General features: G+C 55.3%; 13 protein-coding genes. 12 read left to right on the top strand and 1 reads right to left on the bottom strand.

Features of this window, described 5'->3' with window-relative positions:
• Nucleotides 1–18 precede the first annotated feature (18 nt).
• From flhB to bglB, 5 genes are all read left to right on the top strand, one after another.
• Nucleotides 19–1,167, top strand: coding sequence for a flagellar biosynthesis protein FlhB (flhB, locus tag ACS0RQ_RS17010; protein WP_039078696.1), 1,149 nt, complete (start codon nt 19–21; stop codon nt 1,165–1,167).
• Nucleotides 1,160–3,238, top strand: coding sequence for a flagellar biosynthesis protein FlhA (gene flhA / locus ACS0RQ_RS17005; RefSeq protein WP_039078697.1), 2,079 nt, complete (start codon nt 1,160–1,162; stop codon nt 3,236–3,238). Before flhB ends, flhA begins: the two co-directional genes overlap by 8 nt.
• Nucleotides 3,238–3,633 carry a flagellar protein FlhE gene (gene flhE, locus ACS0RQ_RS17000; protein ID WP_271850893.1) on the top strand — a complete coding sequence of 132 codons (396 nt, stop codon included), beginning with the start codon at nt 3,238–3,240 and terminating at the stop codon, nt 3,631–3,633. Before flhA ends, flhE begins: the two co-directional genes overlap by 1 nt.
• A gap of 274 nt (nt 3,634–3,907) precedes the next feature.
• The gene (locus ACS0RQ_RS16995) at nt 3,908–5,485 is read left to right on the top strand and encodes an MFS transporter (RefSeq protein ID WP_071194621.1); all 1,578 of its coding nucleotides are present in this window, start codon (nt 3,908–3,910) and stop codon (nt 5,483–5,485) included.
• Between the two features lie 10 nt (nt 5,486–5,495).
• Nucleotides 5,496–6,635, top strand: coding sequence for a beta-galactosidase BglB (gene bglB / locus ACS0RQ_RS16990; protein ID WP_271850894.1), 1,140 nt, complete (start codon nt 5,496–5,498; stop codon nt 6,633–6,635).
• Nucleotides 6,636–6,950: 315 nt separating this feature from the next.
• On the opposite strand, the gene argS is transcribed toward bglB, so the two are convergent.
• Nucleotides 6,951–8,684: an arginine--tRNA ligase gene (argS, locus tag ACS0RQ_RS16985; RefSeq protein ID WP_271850895.1), complete on the bottom strand. Its 1,734-nt coding sequence runs from the start codon at nt 8,682–8,684 to the stop codon at nt 6,951–6,953.
• A 289-nt stretch (nt 8,685–8,973) separates the two neighbouring features.
• On the opposite strand from argS, the gene ACS0RQ_RS16980 reads away from it, so the two are divergent.
• The 7 genes from ACS0RQ_RS16980 to ACS0RQ_RS16950 all read left to right on the top strand — a co-directional run bounded on the left by ACS0RQ_RS16980 (nt 8,974) and on the right by ACS0RQ_RS16950 (nt 14,745).
• Nucleotides 8,974–9,702 (top strand): MerR family transcriptional regulator, encoded by a 729-nt coding sequence (locus ACS0RQ_RS16980; RefSeq protein ID WP_039078702.1) that lies wholly within the window; start codon nt 8,974–8,976, stop codon nt 9,700–9,702.
• Nucleotides 9,703–9,915: 213 nt separating this feature from the next.
• The gene (locus tag ACS0RQ_RS16975) at nt 9,916–10,350 is read left to right on the top strand and encodes a nuclear transport factor 2 family protein (protein WP_271850896.1); all 435 of its coding nucleotides are present in this window, start codon (nt 9,916–9,918) and stop codon (nt 10,348–10,350) included.
• On the top strand, nt 10,347–11,066 hold the full coding sequence (locus ACS0RQ_RS16970) for an SDR family NAD(P)-dependent oxidoreductase (protein ID WP_271850897.1): 720 nt from the start codon (nt 10,347–10,349) through the stop codon (nt 11,064–11,066). Before ACS0RQ_RS16975 ends, ACS0RQ_RS16970 begins: the two co-directional genes overlap by 4 nt.
• Nucleotides 11,063–12,322: an NAD(P)/FAD-dependent oxidoreductase gene (locus ACS0RQ_RS16965; protein ID WP_334633688.1), complete on the top strand. Its 1,260-nt coding sequence runs from the start codon at nt 11,063–11,065 to the stop codon at nt 12,320–12,322. Before ACS0RQ_RS16970 ends, ACS0RQ_RS16965 begins: the two co-directional genes overlap by 4 nt.
• A gap of 1 nt (nt 12,323) precedes the next feature.
• Nucleotides 12,324–13,046 (top strand): DUF1365 domain-containing protein, encoded by a 723-nt coding sequence (locus ACS0RQ_RS16960; protein ID WP_271850899.1) that lies wholly within the window; start codon nt 12,324–12,326, stop codon nt 13,044–13,046.
• Nucleotides 13,043–14,263: an SAM-dependent methyltransferase gene (locus tag ACS0RQ_RS16955; RefSeq protein ID WP_271850900.1), complete on the top strand. Its 1,221-nt coding sequence runs from the start codon at nt 13,043–13,045 to the stop codon at nt 14,261–14,263. The genes ACS0RQ_RS16960 and ACS0RQ_RS16955 overlap by 4 nt, the downstream gene beginning before the upstream one ends.
• Nucleotides 14,260–14,745: a DUF2878 domain-containing protein gene (locus ACS0RQ_RS16950; RefSeq protein WP_271850901.1), complete on the top strand. Its 486-nt coding sequence runs from the start codon at nt 14,260–14,262 to the stop codon at nt 14,743–14,745. The genes ACS0RQ_RS16955 and ACS0RQ_RS16950 overlap by 4 nt, the downstream gene beginning before the upstream one ends.

Raw genomic sequence — 14,745 nt, 5'->3', positions numbered from 1 at the left:
TACCCGTGGATTTGAGCCGTGGCAGACGATAGCGACGACAAAACAGAAGCCCCCACACCCCACCGAAAAGAGAAGGCCCGTGAGGAAGGGCAAGTTCCCCGATCGAAAGAGCTGACATCAATATTGATGCTCTTTGTTGGGGTGGGCGTGCTCTGGATGGGTGGGGACGCGTTTGCCCGCAAACTGTCGGGCATCATGTCGTCGGGATTACGTTTTGATCATGGCATTATCAATGACCAAAAAATGATCCTTGGGCATCTCATCGAGTTGCTCAAAAATGCCGTGCTGGCGCTATTGCCACTGGTGACAGGTGTGGTGCTGGTGGCGCTTGCTGCTCCCCCGGTACTGGGTGGACTGGTATTAAGCGGAAAATCGGTACAGTTTAATTTTTCCAAAATTAACCCGTTGAGTGGTATTAAGCGTCTGTTTTCAGCGCAGGTCGTGGCAGAACTGGTCAAGGCCATCATGAAAACGGCCCTGATGGGCAGCGTGGCCGCCTTTTATCTGTGGCATAAATGGCCGGAAATCATGCGCCTGATGATGGAAGCACCGGTCACTGCGATGGCCAGCGCGCTGAATCTGGCCGGGATGTGTTGCCTGTTGGTCGTGCTGTCGATAATCCCGATGGTGGGGTTCGACGTCTTCTGGCAGATCTACAGCCACCTGAAAAAATTGCGCATGTCCAAACAGGATATCCGTGATGAATTTAAACAGCAGGAGGGTGACCCGCATGTTAAGGGGCGTATCCGCCAGCTACAACGTGCCGCGGCACGCCGTCGTATGATGGCAGATGTGCCGAAAGCCGATGTGATTGTAACGAACCCGACGCACTACTCCGTCGCACTGCAATATGACGAGAATAAAATGAGTGCGCCAAAGGTGATTGCGAAAGGTTCAGGTTTGATTGCGCTGCGTATTCGTGAAATTGGCAGCGAAAACCGTATTCCGATTCTTGAGGCGCCGCCGCTGGCGCGCGCCCTGTACCGCCATGCTGAAATCGGTCAGCAGATCCCAGGCCAGCTTTACTCGGCCGTGGCTGAGGTTTTAGCCTGGGTATGGCAATTGAAACGCTGGAATTTGGCCGGGGGTAAACGCCCTGCCAGACCTGAAAATCTCCCAGTGCCAGAGTCGCTGGATTTTATGAACGAGAAGGACACTGATGGCTAATCTGGTGGCAATGTTGCGTCTGCCTGGCAACCTGAAATCAACACAATGGCAAATTCTGGCGGGGCCCCTGCTGATTTTGTTGATTCTGTCGATGATGGTTTTGCCATTGCCGGCATTCGTGCTCGACCTGCTTTTTACCTTCAACATTGCGCTCTCGATCATGGTGCTTCTGGTGGCGATGTTCACCCAGAAAACCCTCGAGTTCGCGGCATTTCCCACCGTGTTGCTGTTTACAACGTTGCTGCGCCTGGCGCTGAACGTTGCCTCTACCCGTATCATTCTGTTGGAAGGCCATACCGGCACGGCGGCGGCGGGTAGGGTGGTTGAAGCCTTTGGTCACTTCCTTGTTGGCGGTAACTTTGCCATCGGTATCGTGGTGTTCATCATCCTAGTTATCATTAACTTTATGGTTATCACCAAAGGTGCGGGGCGTATCGCGGAAGTGGGCGCACGTTTTGTACTGGACGGGATGCCGGGTAAACAGATGGCGATCGACGCCGACCTTAACGCCGGGCTTATCGGTGAAGATGAGGCGAAACGTCGTCGTTCCGATGTGACCCAGGAAGCTGACTTCTACGGCTCCATGGACGGTGCAAGTAAGTTTGTGCGCGGTGACGCCGTCGCGGGCATCCTGATCATGGTTATCAACGTCATCGGCGGTCTGCTGGTGGGCGTATTGCAGCATGGCCTGTCGATGGGCGATGCGGCGCAGAGTTATACCCTGTTGACCATCGGTGATGGTCTGGTGGCACAGATCCCGGCGCTGGTTATCTCCACCGCAGCGGGTGTTATCGTGACCCGCGTGGCAAACGATGAAGACGTTGGCCAGCAGATGGTTAGCCAGTTGTTTACTAACCCACGCGTAATGGTGCTCAGTGCCGCGGTACTGGGTCTGTTTGGTCTGGTCCCGGGTATGCCGAACTTTGTCTTCCTGCTTTTCACCGTGGGTCTGCTGGCGCTGGCCTGGTGGCTGCGCGGTAAAGAAGAGAAGGCGCCGGCGGAAGCGACGCCAATCAAGATGCCAGAAAATAACCAGGCGGTGGAAGCCACCTGGAATGATGTGCAACTGGAAGATTCACTGGGCATGGAAGTGGGCTATCGCCTGATTCCGATGGTGGATTTCCAGCAGGATGGCGAACTGTTGGGACGTATCCGCAGTATTCGTAAAAAATTCGCCCAGGACATGGGGTTCCTGCCGCCGGTGGTGCATATTCGTGACAACATGGACTTGCCGCCAGCCCGTTACCGCATCCTGATGAAAGGGGTGGAAGTGGGGAGTGGTGATGCCTATCCAGGGCGCTGGCTGGCGATTAACCCGGGGACCGCAGCAGGTTCGTTACCAGGGGAACAGACTGTCGATCCGGCCTTTGGCCTGGCGGCTATCTGGATTGAGAGCGCCCTCAAAGAGCAGGCGCAGATCCAGGGCTTCACCGTAGTGGAGGCCAGTACGGTTGTCGCAACGCACCTGAACCACGTGATCGGCCAGTTTGCGCCGGAGCTGTTTGGGCGTCAGGAAGCGCAACAACTGCTTGACCGCGTGACCCAGGAAATGCCGAAACTCACCGAAGATCTGGTACCGGGAGTTGTTACGCTGACAACGCTGCATAAAGTGCTGCAAAACCTGCTGGCAGAAAAAGTACCGATCCGCGATATGCGCACCATTCTGGAGACGCTGGCAGAACACGCTCCGCTGCAAACCGATCCCTACGAACTGACCACGGTCGTTCGTGTGGCGCTGGGCCGTGCGATTACGCAGCAATGGTTCCCTGGCAGTGGCGAAGTGCAGGTTATTGGCCTTGATACGCCGCTGGAGCGCCTCCTGTTGCAAGCATTGCAAGGCGGCGGTGGGCTGGAGCCGGGCCTTGCCGATCGTTTACTTGAGCAAACCCAGGAAGCATTGCAGCGTCAGGAGATGCTTGGCGCGCCGCCGGTATTGCTGGTAAACCATGCGTTGCGTCCATTACTGTCTCGTTTCCTGCGCCGCAGCCTGCCGCAACTGGTGGTGCTGTCGAACATGGAAATGTCAGATAACCGTCCGATTCGGATGACGGCGACCATCGGAGGCAAATAATGCGTAAGCTTGCCGGATTACTTCTTGCGTTGCCTTTGTTTGTCCATGCCGCCGGAAACGGCGCATGGCAGGCAAGCAATATCGGGGTCATTCTTAGTAATCGTGGGCAGGCCATGTCATCGCGTGTTCTTGCCCCTTCGCAGCCGGTCAATGGCCTGATGACAGTAGTTTCGTGGCGTTATGAGCTAAACGGCCCGACGCCTGCGGGGTTAAATACACGCTTGTGTAGCCAGACACGCTGTGTGCAACTCGATGCCCAGAGCGGAACCACTGTCGCCTTCGCCGATGTGCCCGCGATTGAGCCGTTACGCTTTATCTGGGAAGTCCCCGGCGGTGGAAGATTGATTCCCGCCCTCAATGTTAGCAGTATCCAGGTTATCGTTAACTACCGTTAGCCGCTCGTCTTTTCACCAGCCATCGCCATTCCTCTCAGGAATCTGATGGCTGGCTCGCAAATTATGACCCTGCCTTTTGAACCAAAAGAAACACTGTTTTATAAATCAGTGAAGCGCGTTGCGGCACTCTTTGTATTTTTGCCATTTGCCTCCCGGTCGTGGCAGAAACAGAAAGGTATCCCAAAGCACATACTCTTACTTTAGCCGTGTAAGCATTACCTTTGGCGAAGCCGGATTGCCAGAGGTCCCTCACTGATAAACAGGGTTAACGGCAATGAAAACACGTAAAATTGGATTGGTTAACTACCTCGCCTATGGTTCGGGCGACTTCCTGGGGGCGGGCACGACAGCACTTACCGCCGCATGGTTACTCTATTTCTACACCACGTTCTGTGGCCTGACGCCTATCGAAGCGACGTTTATTTTTGCGGCTGCCAGGGTACTGGATGCGGTGGTGAGTCCATTGATGGGCTTTTTAACCGATAACTTCGGCTCGACCTGGCTGGGTAAACGCTTTGGTCGCCGGAAGTTCTTTATCCTGTTAGGTATCCCCTGTGTGTTCAGCTACTCCATTATGTGGGTAGGGGACATGAGCTTCTGGTATTACCTGCTGACATACCTGCTGTTTGATGTGGTCTATACCATGATCCTGGTGCCGTACGAAACGCTGGTGCCGGAAATGACCGATGATTTCAAACAGAAAACCAAATTCTCCGGCGCGCGTATCTCGATGGCGCAGATGTCTGCCATCCTGGCCTCGTTCCTGCCGGGGCTGCTGCTGGCACACTTCGGTAAAGACAACCCCATCTCTTTCTTCTACGCAAGCCTGGTGTTCTCTGTACTGTGCGCACTGATGCTGACTTTTGTCTGGTGCTTTACCTGGGAGCGTCCGCGCGAAGCGTGGACCGAAGCCGCGTTGCGTGCCGAAGCGGAGAAAAAACACCTGACCCTGGGGCAGAGCCTGCGTCGCCTGTTTGTTGAACTGAGCTCAACGCTGCGCATCAAGATTTTCCGCCAGCACCTGGGGATGTACCTGGGCGGCTATATCGCACAGGACGTCTTTAACGCTGTCTTTACCTACTATGTTGTTTTCGTTCTGATGCAGGAAGCGTCTGTCGCGTCTAACTTGCTGGGCACCATGGCTATCTTCCAGTTTATCGCCGTTATCGCCATGATCCCGCTGTGCATCCGTTTTGGACCGGCGCCATCTTATCGCATGGTGGTGGTGCTGTTTGGTCTGAGCGCGGCGTCTTTCGCCATCCTCTACTGGGCGGGTCTGAGCGACATCTATGCCTTGTTGCTGCTGGTGTCTGCCGTTGCCGGTCTGGGCCGTGGTGGTATCAACTACGTACCCTGGAACACCTATACCTATATTGCGGATATCGATGAAGTGGTTACCGGTCAGCGTCGTGAAGGGATCTTCGCCGGCATCATGACCCTGACCCGTAAAGCCTCTCAGGCCGGTGCGGTCATGCTGGTGGGAATTGTGATGCAGGCATCCGGGTTTGTCTCCGGTCAGAAAACGCAGGTGCCGGAAGTGAGCCATACCATCCTGATGATCATGTGCTTCGGTACGTTGCTGGTGCTGGCCTGCGGTTTCCTGGTCTCTCTGCGTTTCAAACTGAACCTGAAAACCCACAGCGTTCTGCGTGAAGAGACGGCCAAAATGCGTGAGTCCGGTCGTGTAATTCCGGAAAGCGCAACGCCACAAGCGCGTGCCACAGTTGAGATGCTGGCCGGCATGCCGTTTGAGTCCCTGTGGGGCAACAACAATATCGGCTACCTGAATCGTAATAAACCTGCCGCGCCTTCCCTGAAAGAAAACGCGTCACTGAAATCGACTTACAACTGAGGTTAAGAATATGAAGGTTTGGCCTGTCAAACATAGCCCGTTACTTTGTCAGCCAGAGCGTTTTATCGCCCGCGACGAGCTGAAATCATTGATTCAGAAGATCACGCATAATCTGGTCAATATTCACGACACCACCGGCGAGTTTTTACTGCGGCTTGACGACGGGCGTGTGATTGACACCAAAGGTTGGGCGGGCTGGGAATGGACCCATGGCGTCGGTCTGTACGGTATGTATCAGTATTATCAGCAGACGGGTGACCAGACGGTGCGTGACGTGATTGATAGCTGGTTCGCTGACCGTTTTGCCGAAGGCGCGACGACCAAGAACGTAAACACCATGGCACCATTTCTGACGCTGGCGTATCGCTATGAAGAGACCCGGAATCCGGCTTTCCTGCCGTGGCTGGAGACCTGGGCTGAGTGGGCGATGAATGAGATGCCGCGTACGGATCACGGCGGTATGCAACACATCACTCTGGCAGAAGAGAATCATCAGCAGATGTGGGATGACACCCTGATGATGACCGTTCTGCCGCTGGCGAAAATCGGTAAGCTGCTTAACCGTCCTGAGTATGTGGAAGAGGCGACCTATCAGTTCCTGCTGCATGTGCAGAACCTGATGGACAGGGAGACAGGCCTGTGGTTCCACGGCTGGAATTACGAAGGTTGCCATAACTTCGCGCATGCCCGTTGGGCGCGCGGCAATAGCTGGCTGACCATCGTGATCCCGGATTTCCTGGAGCTGGTGGATTTACCGGCAAACAATGCGGTACGCCGTTATCTGGTACAGGTGTTGAACGCACAAATCGCTGCGCTGGCGAAATGCCAGGACGAAAGCGGGCTGTGGCATACGCTGCTCGACGATCCGACATCCTATCTTGAGGCATCGGCAACCGCCGGTTTTGCCTACGGTATTCTGAAAGCGGTACGTAAGCGTTATGTTGGCCAGGAATATGCGCAGGTTGCTGAGAAAGCGATCAAAGCGGTGGTGAAGAATATCTCACCTGAAGGCGAATTGCTGCAGGTCTCATTCGGTACCGGTATGGGCAGCAATCTCGATTTCTACCGCCAGATCCCGCTGACTTCTATGCCGTATGGTCAGGCCATGGCGATGCTGTGTCTGACCGAGTATCTGCGTAAGTATTTCTAAGCTTCCCCGACGGCGCAAAGCTTGCCGGGGCTACGTTTGGTGCGATCGGTAGATGCTGTGAACGTCTTCGACCTTTTTTAGCCAGGGCTGACCCTTTTTCCCGACCGCAGGCAGCGGGGCGGGAGGCGAACACAGTGCGAAGCACCGATTTCTTTGCGGGGCCGCGGGGATTGTAAAGGTGAAAGGATCCCACCAGCTGAGCTGCATACACCCCTCACCCTGAGCCTCTCCCTGGGGGCTGAGGGAATCTTTATCATGCATGGCGATATAAAAACAAAACCCGGCATTTGCCGGGTTTTGTTACAGACCGTCGATTTACATACGTTCGATGGTTTCGATACCGAGCGTATCCAGACCCAGTTTCAGCGTCTTCGCGGTCAGCAGCGCCAGTTTCAGGCGGCTGTTGCGGACTTCTTCATTCCCGGCGCTCAGAATCGGACAATGTTCATAGAAGCCAGAGAACAGGCCCGCCAGATCGTACAGATAGGCACACATCACGTGCGGTGTCCCTTCACGGGCAACCACATTCAGCGTCTCTTCAAACTGCATCAGGCGTGCGGCCAACTGGGCTTCGCGATCTTCGCTGATCACCACCTTCGCGGCGAGAAGGGCGCTTTCGTCGATATCCGCTTTACGGAACACTGACAGTACGCGGGTGTAAGCGTATTGCATATACGGTGCGGTGTTACCTTCAAACGCCAGCATATTGTCCCAGTCGAAGACATAATCGGTGGTACGGCTTTTGGAAAGATCCGCGTATTTCACCGCGCCGATACCTACGGCATTAGCCAGTTTTTCCAGCTCGTCTGCCGGCATATCCGGGTTCTTCTCAGCCACCAGACGACGGGCACGCTCCAGCGCCTCATCAAGCAGATCAGCCAGTTTCACTGTGCCGCCCGCACGGGTTTTGAACGGCTTGCCGTCTTTACCCAGCATCATGCCGAACATATGGTGTTCGAGAGAAACAGACTCCGGTATATAACCGGCCTTACGCACGATAGTCCAGGCCTGCATCAGGTGCTGATGTTGACGGGAGTCGATGTAGTACAGCACACGGTCTGCATGCAGCGTTTCATAACGGTATTTGGCACAGGCAATGTCGGTGGTGGTATAGAGGTAGCCGCCATCTTTCTTCTGGATGATCACACCCATCGGCTCGCCTTCTTTGTTCTTGAACTCGTCCAGGAACACCACGGTTGCGCCTTCGCTCTCCACTGCCAGCCCTTTGGCTTTCAGATCGGCCACGATCCCCGGCAGCATTGAGTTATAGAGGCTTTCGCCCATCACGTCTTTACGCGTCAGGGTTACGTTCAGGCGGTCATAGGTCATCTGATTCTGGGACATGGTGATGTCGACCAGTTTTCGCCACATCTGCAGGAAATATTCATCGCCACCTTGCAGTTTCACGACGTAGCTACGGGCACGCTCGGCGAAGGCTTCATCTTCGTCGTAATGCTTTTTGGCTTCACGGTAGAAACCTTCAAGATCCGCCAGCGCCATTTCACCCGCGTTTTGCTGCTGTTGCAGCTCCAGCCAGGCAATCAGCATACCGAACTGAGTACCCCAGTCACCGACGTGGTTCGCGCGGATCACGTTATGACCGAGGAACTCCAGGGTTCGCACGGATGCGTCGCCGATGATGGTTGAACGCAGGTGGCCAACGTGCATCTCTTTCGCCACGTTCGGCGCTGAATAATCGACAACGATGGTTTGTGCCTGCGGCTTCGTGATGCCCAGACGGTCGGACTGCAACGCCTGGCTTACCTGGTCTGCCAGAAATTCCGGGGCAAGGAAGATATTGATAAAACCAGGCCCGGCGATTTCCACTTTGCTGGCGATCCCGCTGAGATCGAGATGAGTCAGTACCTTCTCGGCCAGTTGTCGCGGTGCCATGCCCAATTTTTTGGCAATTGCCATCACGCCATTAGCCTGATAATCGCCGAACTGGACTTTTGCAGACTGGCGGACCTGCGGTTCGCAATCCGCATCCGCACCTGCGGCAATGAGTGCCTGACCGACTTTTTCTGAGAGTAGAGCCTGAATATTCACCGGGATACCTTACATTGATGACGCGGCACATAAGGGCAGGCCGCGTCCGGGTGTTGATTATGAAAGGCGGGAGTATACTGCAAATGCCCGCAGGCGTCAGCACCGTAACCCGGTGGTTCACGTCAAAAAGCGTGGCCTGTTAGCGCCCGGATGAATGCTTAACACATTCGCTCATGGACGTGATTTCAGCCCCCTCATCCGAAACGCCAGGCGCCTGATCTTACTCACTATCCTGCGTGGGGGATTTATCCGTAGTATAGTAAGAAGAGTTTATTTCTTTGAGCGTACTATGACTTATTCCATTGGCGAATTTGCCCGGCTTTGCGGGATAACGGCGACCACACTACGCGCCTGGCAGCGCCGCTACGGTCTGCTCAAACCGATGCGCACGGAAGGTGGGCACCGGCTTTACAACGATGACGACGTGCAACAGGCGCTTAAAATTCTCGACTGGGTGAAAAAAGGGGTGCCTGTTAGCCAGGTTAAACCGCTGCTGGCAAGGCCAGAGATGCGGCGAACGAACAACTGGGTCACTCTGCAAGAGAATATGCTGTCACGGCTGAAAGAGGGGAAGATTGACTCTCTGCGACAGCTTATTTACGACTCCGGACGTGAGTATCCTCGCCCGGAACTGGTCACGGAAGTGTTGCGCCCGTTGCGCAGTAAAATGTCCGCCAATATTGCGGCAATGATGACGCTACGTGAAATCCTCGACGGCATTATTATCTCCTACACCTCGTTTTGCCTTGAAGGGGATAAGCGAGCGCCAGGCGATAATTATTTAATCACCGGCTGGCATCTGACTGACCCTTGTGAAATCTGGCTTGAAGCGCTTCGGCTGACCGGGCAGGGGCATCGCATCGATATCCTTCCGGTTCCGCCAGCCATGCTGGCGCCGGAGATTTTGCCGACAAGAAAATGGTTGCTGGTCACCAGCGGTAAGTTATCGGCCGCGCGTAAAAAACAGATTGAACTGTGGCAATCACAGGTCAATTCCCTCGACGTTATTACCCTCTAACTCCTCTCTTCTGCCTGCGTGCATGGTCGCTGCATAGCGACCTGGACGCTTACGCCTTTTTCTCAAATTAAGCATAAAAATTAATCACATTTAATTTGTTGATATTTAAGGTTTATAAAATATTTACGCAACAAAACTTGGACAAATATAATTAATTGTGTAAGTTTTAGATCAGGCGATAGCCGCGTTTTGTCAACGGAAAGGGTAAGACCCATGAGCACCATGCAGTCCGTCATTGATCGGTTTGTTCATTACTACGCTGAACTGGACAGCCAGCCGCCGTCGGCGCTGAGCGCGCTCTATCATCCCGATGCTGTGTTGCAGGATCCGTTTGGCGAGCATCACGGATTCGTTGCTATCCATCGTTACTTCACTCATCTACTGGCAAATGTTGAACAGTGCCGTTTCGCTATTGATCCCCCGCTTTGTGATGGTCAGCGTTTTGCGGTGACCTGGACCATGCACTGGTCGCATCCGCATATCCGTGGCAACGAACCCCTCACGCTGCCAGGCTGCTCGGTCGTGGAAGTGCAGGGGGAGCATGTCTTACATCAGCGTGATTATTACGACGCCGGGGAGATGCTGTATGAGCATCTTCCCGTACTGGGCTGGGCGGTCCGCGGTGTGAAAAAGAGGGTTCGCACATGAAAACGGTGCTTATCACGGGTGCCAGTTCGGGTATTGGCGAGGGGCTTGCTAAATCCTTCGCCGCCGATGGCTACCTCGTCATTGCCTGCGGGCGCGATCCATCGCGTCTTGAGGCATTACAACAATTCAGCCCCAACATTAGCGTGCGTCTTTTCGATATGACAGGCAGGGACGCTAGTCGCCAGGCGCTGGCCGATTGTCATGCCGATCTGGTTATTCTCTGTGCGGGCACCTGCGAATATCTGGATCATGGGGTGGTGGATGCCGCTCTTGTCGAACGGGTGATGAAAACCAATTTTCTTGGCCCGGTGAACTGTCTTGCCGCGCTCCAGACACAGCTTAAACCCGGAAGTCGCGTTGTGCTGGTCAGTTCGATGGCGCACTGGCTGCCATTTCCCCGCGCCGAAGCCTATGGCGCGTCAAAAGCTGCGCTCAGTTGGTTTGCTGACAGTTTGCGCCTGGACTGGGAGCCAAAAGGGATCGCTGTCACCGTGGTCTCGCCGGGCTTTGTCGACACCCCGCTGACCCGTAAAAACGACTTTTCTATGCCTGGTCAGGTGAGCGTCAGGCAGGCGGTAACGGCGATTCGTCGCGGTCTCGCAAAGGGCAAAACACATATCGTATTTCCGGGCGCTTTTGGGTTGCTGTTGCGCGCGCTCTCCTCTCTTCCCGCCGTTGTGCAGCGGGCATTCTTACGCAGGATGGTACGGCCATGAACATTGCAATTATTGGTAGCGGCATTGCCGGGCTGACCTGTGCATGGCGGCTGGCCGGTCATCACAAGGTGACGCTATTTGAAGCACAAGCCACGCCCGGCGGGCATACGGCTACAGTGGATGTCGCCACGCCACAGGGGACATGGGCCATTGATACCGGTTTTATCGTCTACAACGATCGCACCTATCCGCGTTTTATGGGGCTGCTCAGCGAACTGGGTATTGCCGGGCAGAAGACGCAAATGAGTTTTTCCGTCCACAATCCGCAAAGTGGGCTGGAGTATAATGGTCACACCCTTGCTTCGCTGTTTGCCCAGCGCGGAAATCTCATTAACCCATCTTTCTGGCATCTGCTCAGCGATATCGTGCGTTTTAACCGCCAGGCAAAACAGGCTCTCGCGGGCAAGGTAGATGAGAAAGCCACACTGCAAAGCTTTCTCGACGAGCACCGGTTCAGCGCCTTTTTTGCCCGCCATTACATTCTGCCGATGGGGGCGGCCATCTGGTCATCGTCCCTGCAAGAGATGCGGCGTTTCCCGTTGCCGCTGTTTTTGCGCTTCTTTGAGAATCATGGACTGCTGGATGTGACCCATCGCCCGCAGTGGTATGTGGTACCCGGCGGTTCGCGTGAGTATATCCGCGCCATGCTCGCCAAACTCGGCGACCGCCTGACGCTGCATCTCAATACGCCGGTGCAGAGCGTTACCCGCTACGATAAGGGGGTGGAAATCCAACTTGCCGATGCGACCTCTACGTTTGACCACGTTATTTTTGCCTGCCACTCCGCACAGGCGCTGGCGATGCTGGCGGATCCCACGGTTGCGGAAACAGAGATTCTCGGCGGTATCGGCTGGCAGCGTAACGAGGTGGTCTTGCACAGTGACCGACGCTGGCTCCCGGAACGTGAGCGTGCCTGGGCAAGCTGGAACTACCGCCTGAGTGAGCAGGATCAGGCCAGCGCGTGCGTGACCTACAACATGAATATCCTGCAAGGGCTGCCAAAGGAAGCGCCTTTATTCTGCGTAACGTTGAACCCGGACAGGCCCGTTGATGAGCTCTACGTCTGGAAACGCTTTGTTTATGAGCACCCGCTGTTTAACCCACAAAGCTGGCAGGCACAGGCGCGGCGCGGTGAGATTAATGGCCGTCAGCGTAGCTGGTTCTGCGGCGCTTACTGGTATAACGGCTTTCATGAGGATGGTGTTCGCAGCGCGCTCGATGTGGTGCAGGGCATCGCGCATGGGGAGGGCCAGTAACATGAACAGTTGTCTTTATGAAGGCGTTTTACGCCATCGGCGTCTTCTGCCCCGTGAGCACCATTTCAACTATCGCGTATTTATGGCCTGGCTCGACCTGGATGAGCTGGACGCACTCCCGATGTCAGGCATTCGTCGTAACCGTTTTGCTGCCGCCGCCTTTTATGACGAGGATTATCCGCTGGGATCGCCGCTTAAGGCGAAAGTTCTCGAACGGCTGGAAAATCTGACCGGCGAGCGTCCGCAGGGGCGGGTGATGTTGCTCACTCAACTGCGCTATTTCGGCTTTCATTTTAACCCGGTCAATTTCTATTACTGCTACGACCAGCAAGACGTTCTGAGTTGGGTGCTGGCCGAGGTGCGCAATACGCCCTGGAATGAACGACATTACTATGCCGTTGACGGACAGAATGCCCGCCCGCTGGAAAAAGCGTTCCACGTTTCTCCGTTTAATCCGATGGATATGGTCTATCACTGGCGCTTTAACCGTCCTGGAAAAACGTTGCATATGCATATCGAAAACCATCAGGAGGCGAAGGTCTTCGACGCCACGTTGCGCCTGACCCGGCGCCCCTTAACGCGCGCTGCACTCACCTCCTTGCTGTTGCGTATTCCGCTCATGACGCTCAAGACCGTGATGGCCATTTATTGGCAGGCGCTGCGTCTGTGGCTTAAGCGCGTACCTCTTTATAACCATCCCGTCAGCAGGAGTGAACGCTCATGACCGATCCCGTCTTTGCGCTTGAACCCGATATGCCGCGTAATGCTCGTGTCGCGCGCTGGTTGCTCTTTCGCCTTCTGAACGGTTTACGCGTGGGATCTCTCACGCTTCGCGAGGGTGGGCAAACTTACCATTTTGGCGACACTGCCGCCGCGTTGTGCGCAGAAGTGCAGATCCTTTCCCCGGTCGTTTACTGGCGTTTACTGACTGGCGGTAGCCTTGCGGCGGCGGAAGCCTGGATGGATGGCGAGTGGGAGACGCATCAGCTTACCCCGCTGTTGCAGATTTTAGCGCTCAACAGCCAGGTTTTAGGAAAACTGGAAAGCGGCTTTCGCCTGCTCGGGCGTCCAATTGAACGGCTACGCCACTGGACACGACGTAACGACCGTTTGCAGGCGCGGGAAAACATCGCCGCGCACTATGACCTGGGGAATCTTTTTTACGCCCATTTTCTGGATGAACAGTTGCTCTACTCCAGCGCGCTGTTCACCGCGCCCGATCAGGATCTCGCCAGTGCGCAGCAGGCAAAAATGGCGCGATTGTGCGAACAACTGGCGCTGACGCCGGACGATCACCTGCTGGAGATCGGCACCGGATGGGGGGCCATGGCGGAGTATGCCGCACGTCATTACGGCTGTCGGGTGACCACCACCACGCTATCACGCGAGCAGTACACGTGGGCTCAGGCGCGTATTCTCCATGCAGGCTTGCAGGATAAGGTTCAGGTATTGCTGTGCGACTATCGCGATCTGACCGGACAGTTCGACAAACTGGTTTCGATTGAGATGATTGAAGCGGTAGGAAAACGCTATCTTCCGACCTTCTTTCGAACCTGTCAGGCGCGCCTGCGCGCAGGTGGGAAGATGGCAATTCAGGCCATTACCATTCAGGATCAGCGCTACAACGATTACAGCAAAAGCGTCGATTTTATCCAGCGTTACATCTTTCCCGGCGGTTTCTTGCCGAGCATAACCGCAATGAACAACCTGATGACCCGCCACACCGATTTTGTGGTGCGCAATGTGTTCGATATGGGGCCGGATTATGCCCGCACTCTCGCGCACTGGCGTCAGCGTTTTGTTCAGGCCTGGCAAGAGATTGAAAAGCTGGGGTTTGATGAGCGTTTTCGCCGCATGTGGCTTTACTATTTTGGCTACTGCGAAGCGGGTTTCAATGCACGCACCATCAGCGTGGTGCAACTGACCGCGGAACGTGTATGAACCGCCATCTGCAGGTTTTCATCATGGCCGTGGCGTTCGATCTTTACTGGACGCTGGTGGTGCTGTTTCGTGAGCGCGGCATTATCGTCTGGCTCGCACTGGCGATGCTTGCCTGCGTTATGCTTGCGCCAGCGCTGCGCATATATGCCCTGGCGCTGGCTGTGGCTGGCAGCTCGCTGGATGCCCTCTGGGCGCTTACCGGATTGATCCGCTTTAGCGGAGATGGCGTGCTGCCATTATGGATGGTGGCGCTGTGGCTGATGTTTGCCGTCGTCTGGACCCGACTCACCCACACCAGTGCCTTGCCGGGCTGGACGCTGGCGCTGCTGGCGACGCTGGGCGGGCCTGTTGCTTACTATGTCGGTGAACGGCTGGGGGCGATTACATTCCTGCAACCGAACTTTATCGTGCTGAGCTGGCTCGGACTCGGATGGCTGGTTCTGGCGCTTTTTTTCCATTTATTGATGGGGAGGCGGCAATGA

The sequence above is a fragment of the Phytobacter diazotrophicus genome (genome assembly GCF_052061655.1).
GTDB classification, from domain to species: domain Bacteria; phylum Pseudomonadota; class Gammaproteobacteria; order Enterobacterales; family Enterobacteriaceae; genus Phytobacter; species Phytobacter diazotrophicus.
The sequence above is the reverse complement of the archived record's forward strand: the minus strand, read 5'-3'. Positions and strand labels throughout refer to the sequence as shown.

Coding starts and splice junctions, on each gene's coding strand:
- flhA (WP_039078697.1), top strand. CDS start 1,160: ATGGCTAATCTGGTGGCAATGTTGCGTCTGCCTGGCAACCTGAAATCA.
- flhE (WP_271850893.1), top strand. CDS start 3,238: ATGCGTAAGCTTGCCGGATTACTTCTTGCGTTGCCTTTGTTTGTCCAT.
- ACS0RQ_RS16995 (WP_071194621.1), top strand. CDS start 3,908: ATGAAAACACGTAAAATTGGATTGGTTAACTACCTCGCCTATGGTTCG.
- bglB (WP_271850894.1), top strand. CDS start 5,496: ATGAAGGTTTGGCCTGTCAAACATAGCCCGTTACTTTGTCAGCCAGAG.
- ACS0RQ_RS16980 (WP_039078702.1), top strand. CDS start 8,974: ATGACTTATTCCATTGGCGAATTTGCCCGGCTTTGCGGGATAACGGCG.
- ACS0RQ_RS16975 (WP_271850896.1), top strand. CDS start 9,916: ATGAGCACCATGCAGTCCGTCATTGATCGGTTTGTTCATTACTACGCT.
- ACS0RQ_RS16970 (WP_271850897.1), top strand. CDS start 10,347: ATGAAAACGGTGCTTATCACGGGTGCCAGTTCGGGTATTGGCGAGGGG.
- ACS0RQ_RS16965 (WP_334633688.1), top strand. CDS start 11,063: ATGAACATTGCAATTATTGGTAGCGGCATTGCCGGGCTGACCTGTGCA.
- ACS0RQ_RS16960 (WP_271850899.1), top strand. CDS start 12,324: ATGAACAGTTGTCTTTATGAAGGCGTTTTACGCCATCGGCGTCTTCTG.
- ACS0RQ_RS16955 (WP_271850900.1), top strand. CDS start 13,043: ATGACCGATCCCGTCTTTGCGCTTGAACCCGATATGCCGCGTAATGCT.
- ACS0RQ_RS16950 (WP_271850901.1), top strand. CDS start 14,260: ATGAACCGCCATCTGCAGGTTTTCATCATGGCCGTGGCGTTCGATCTT.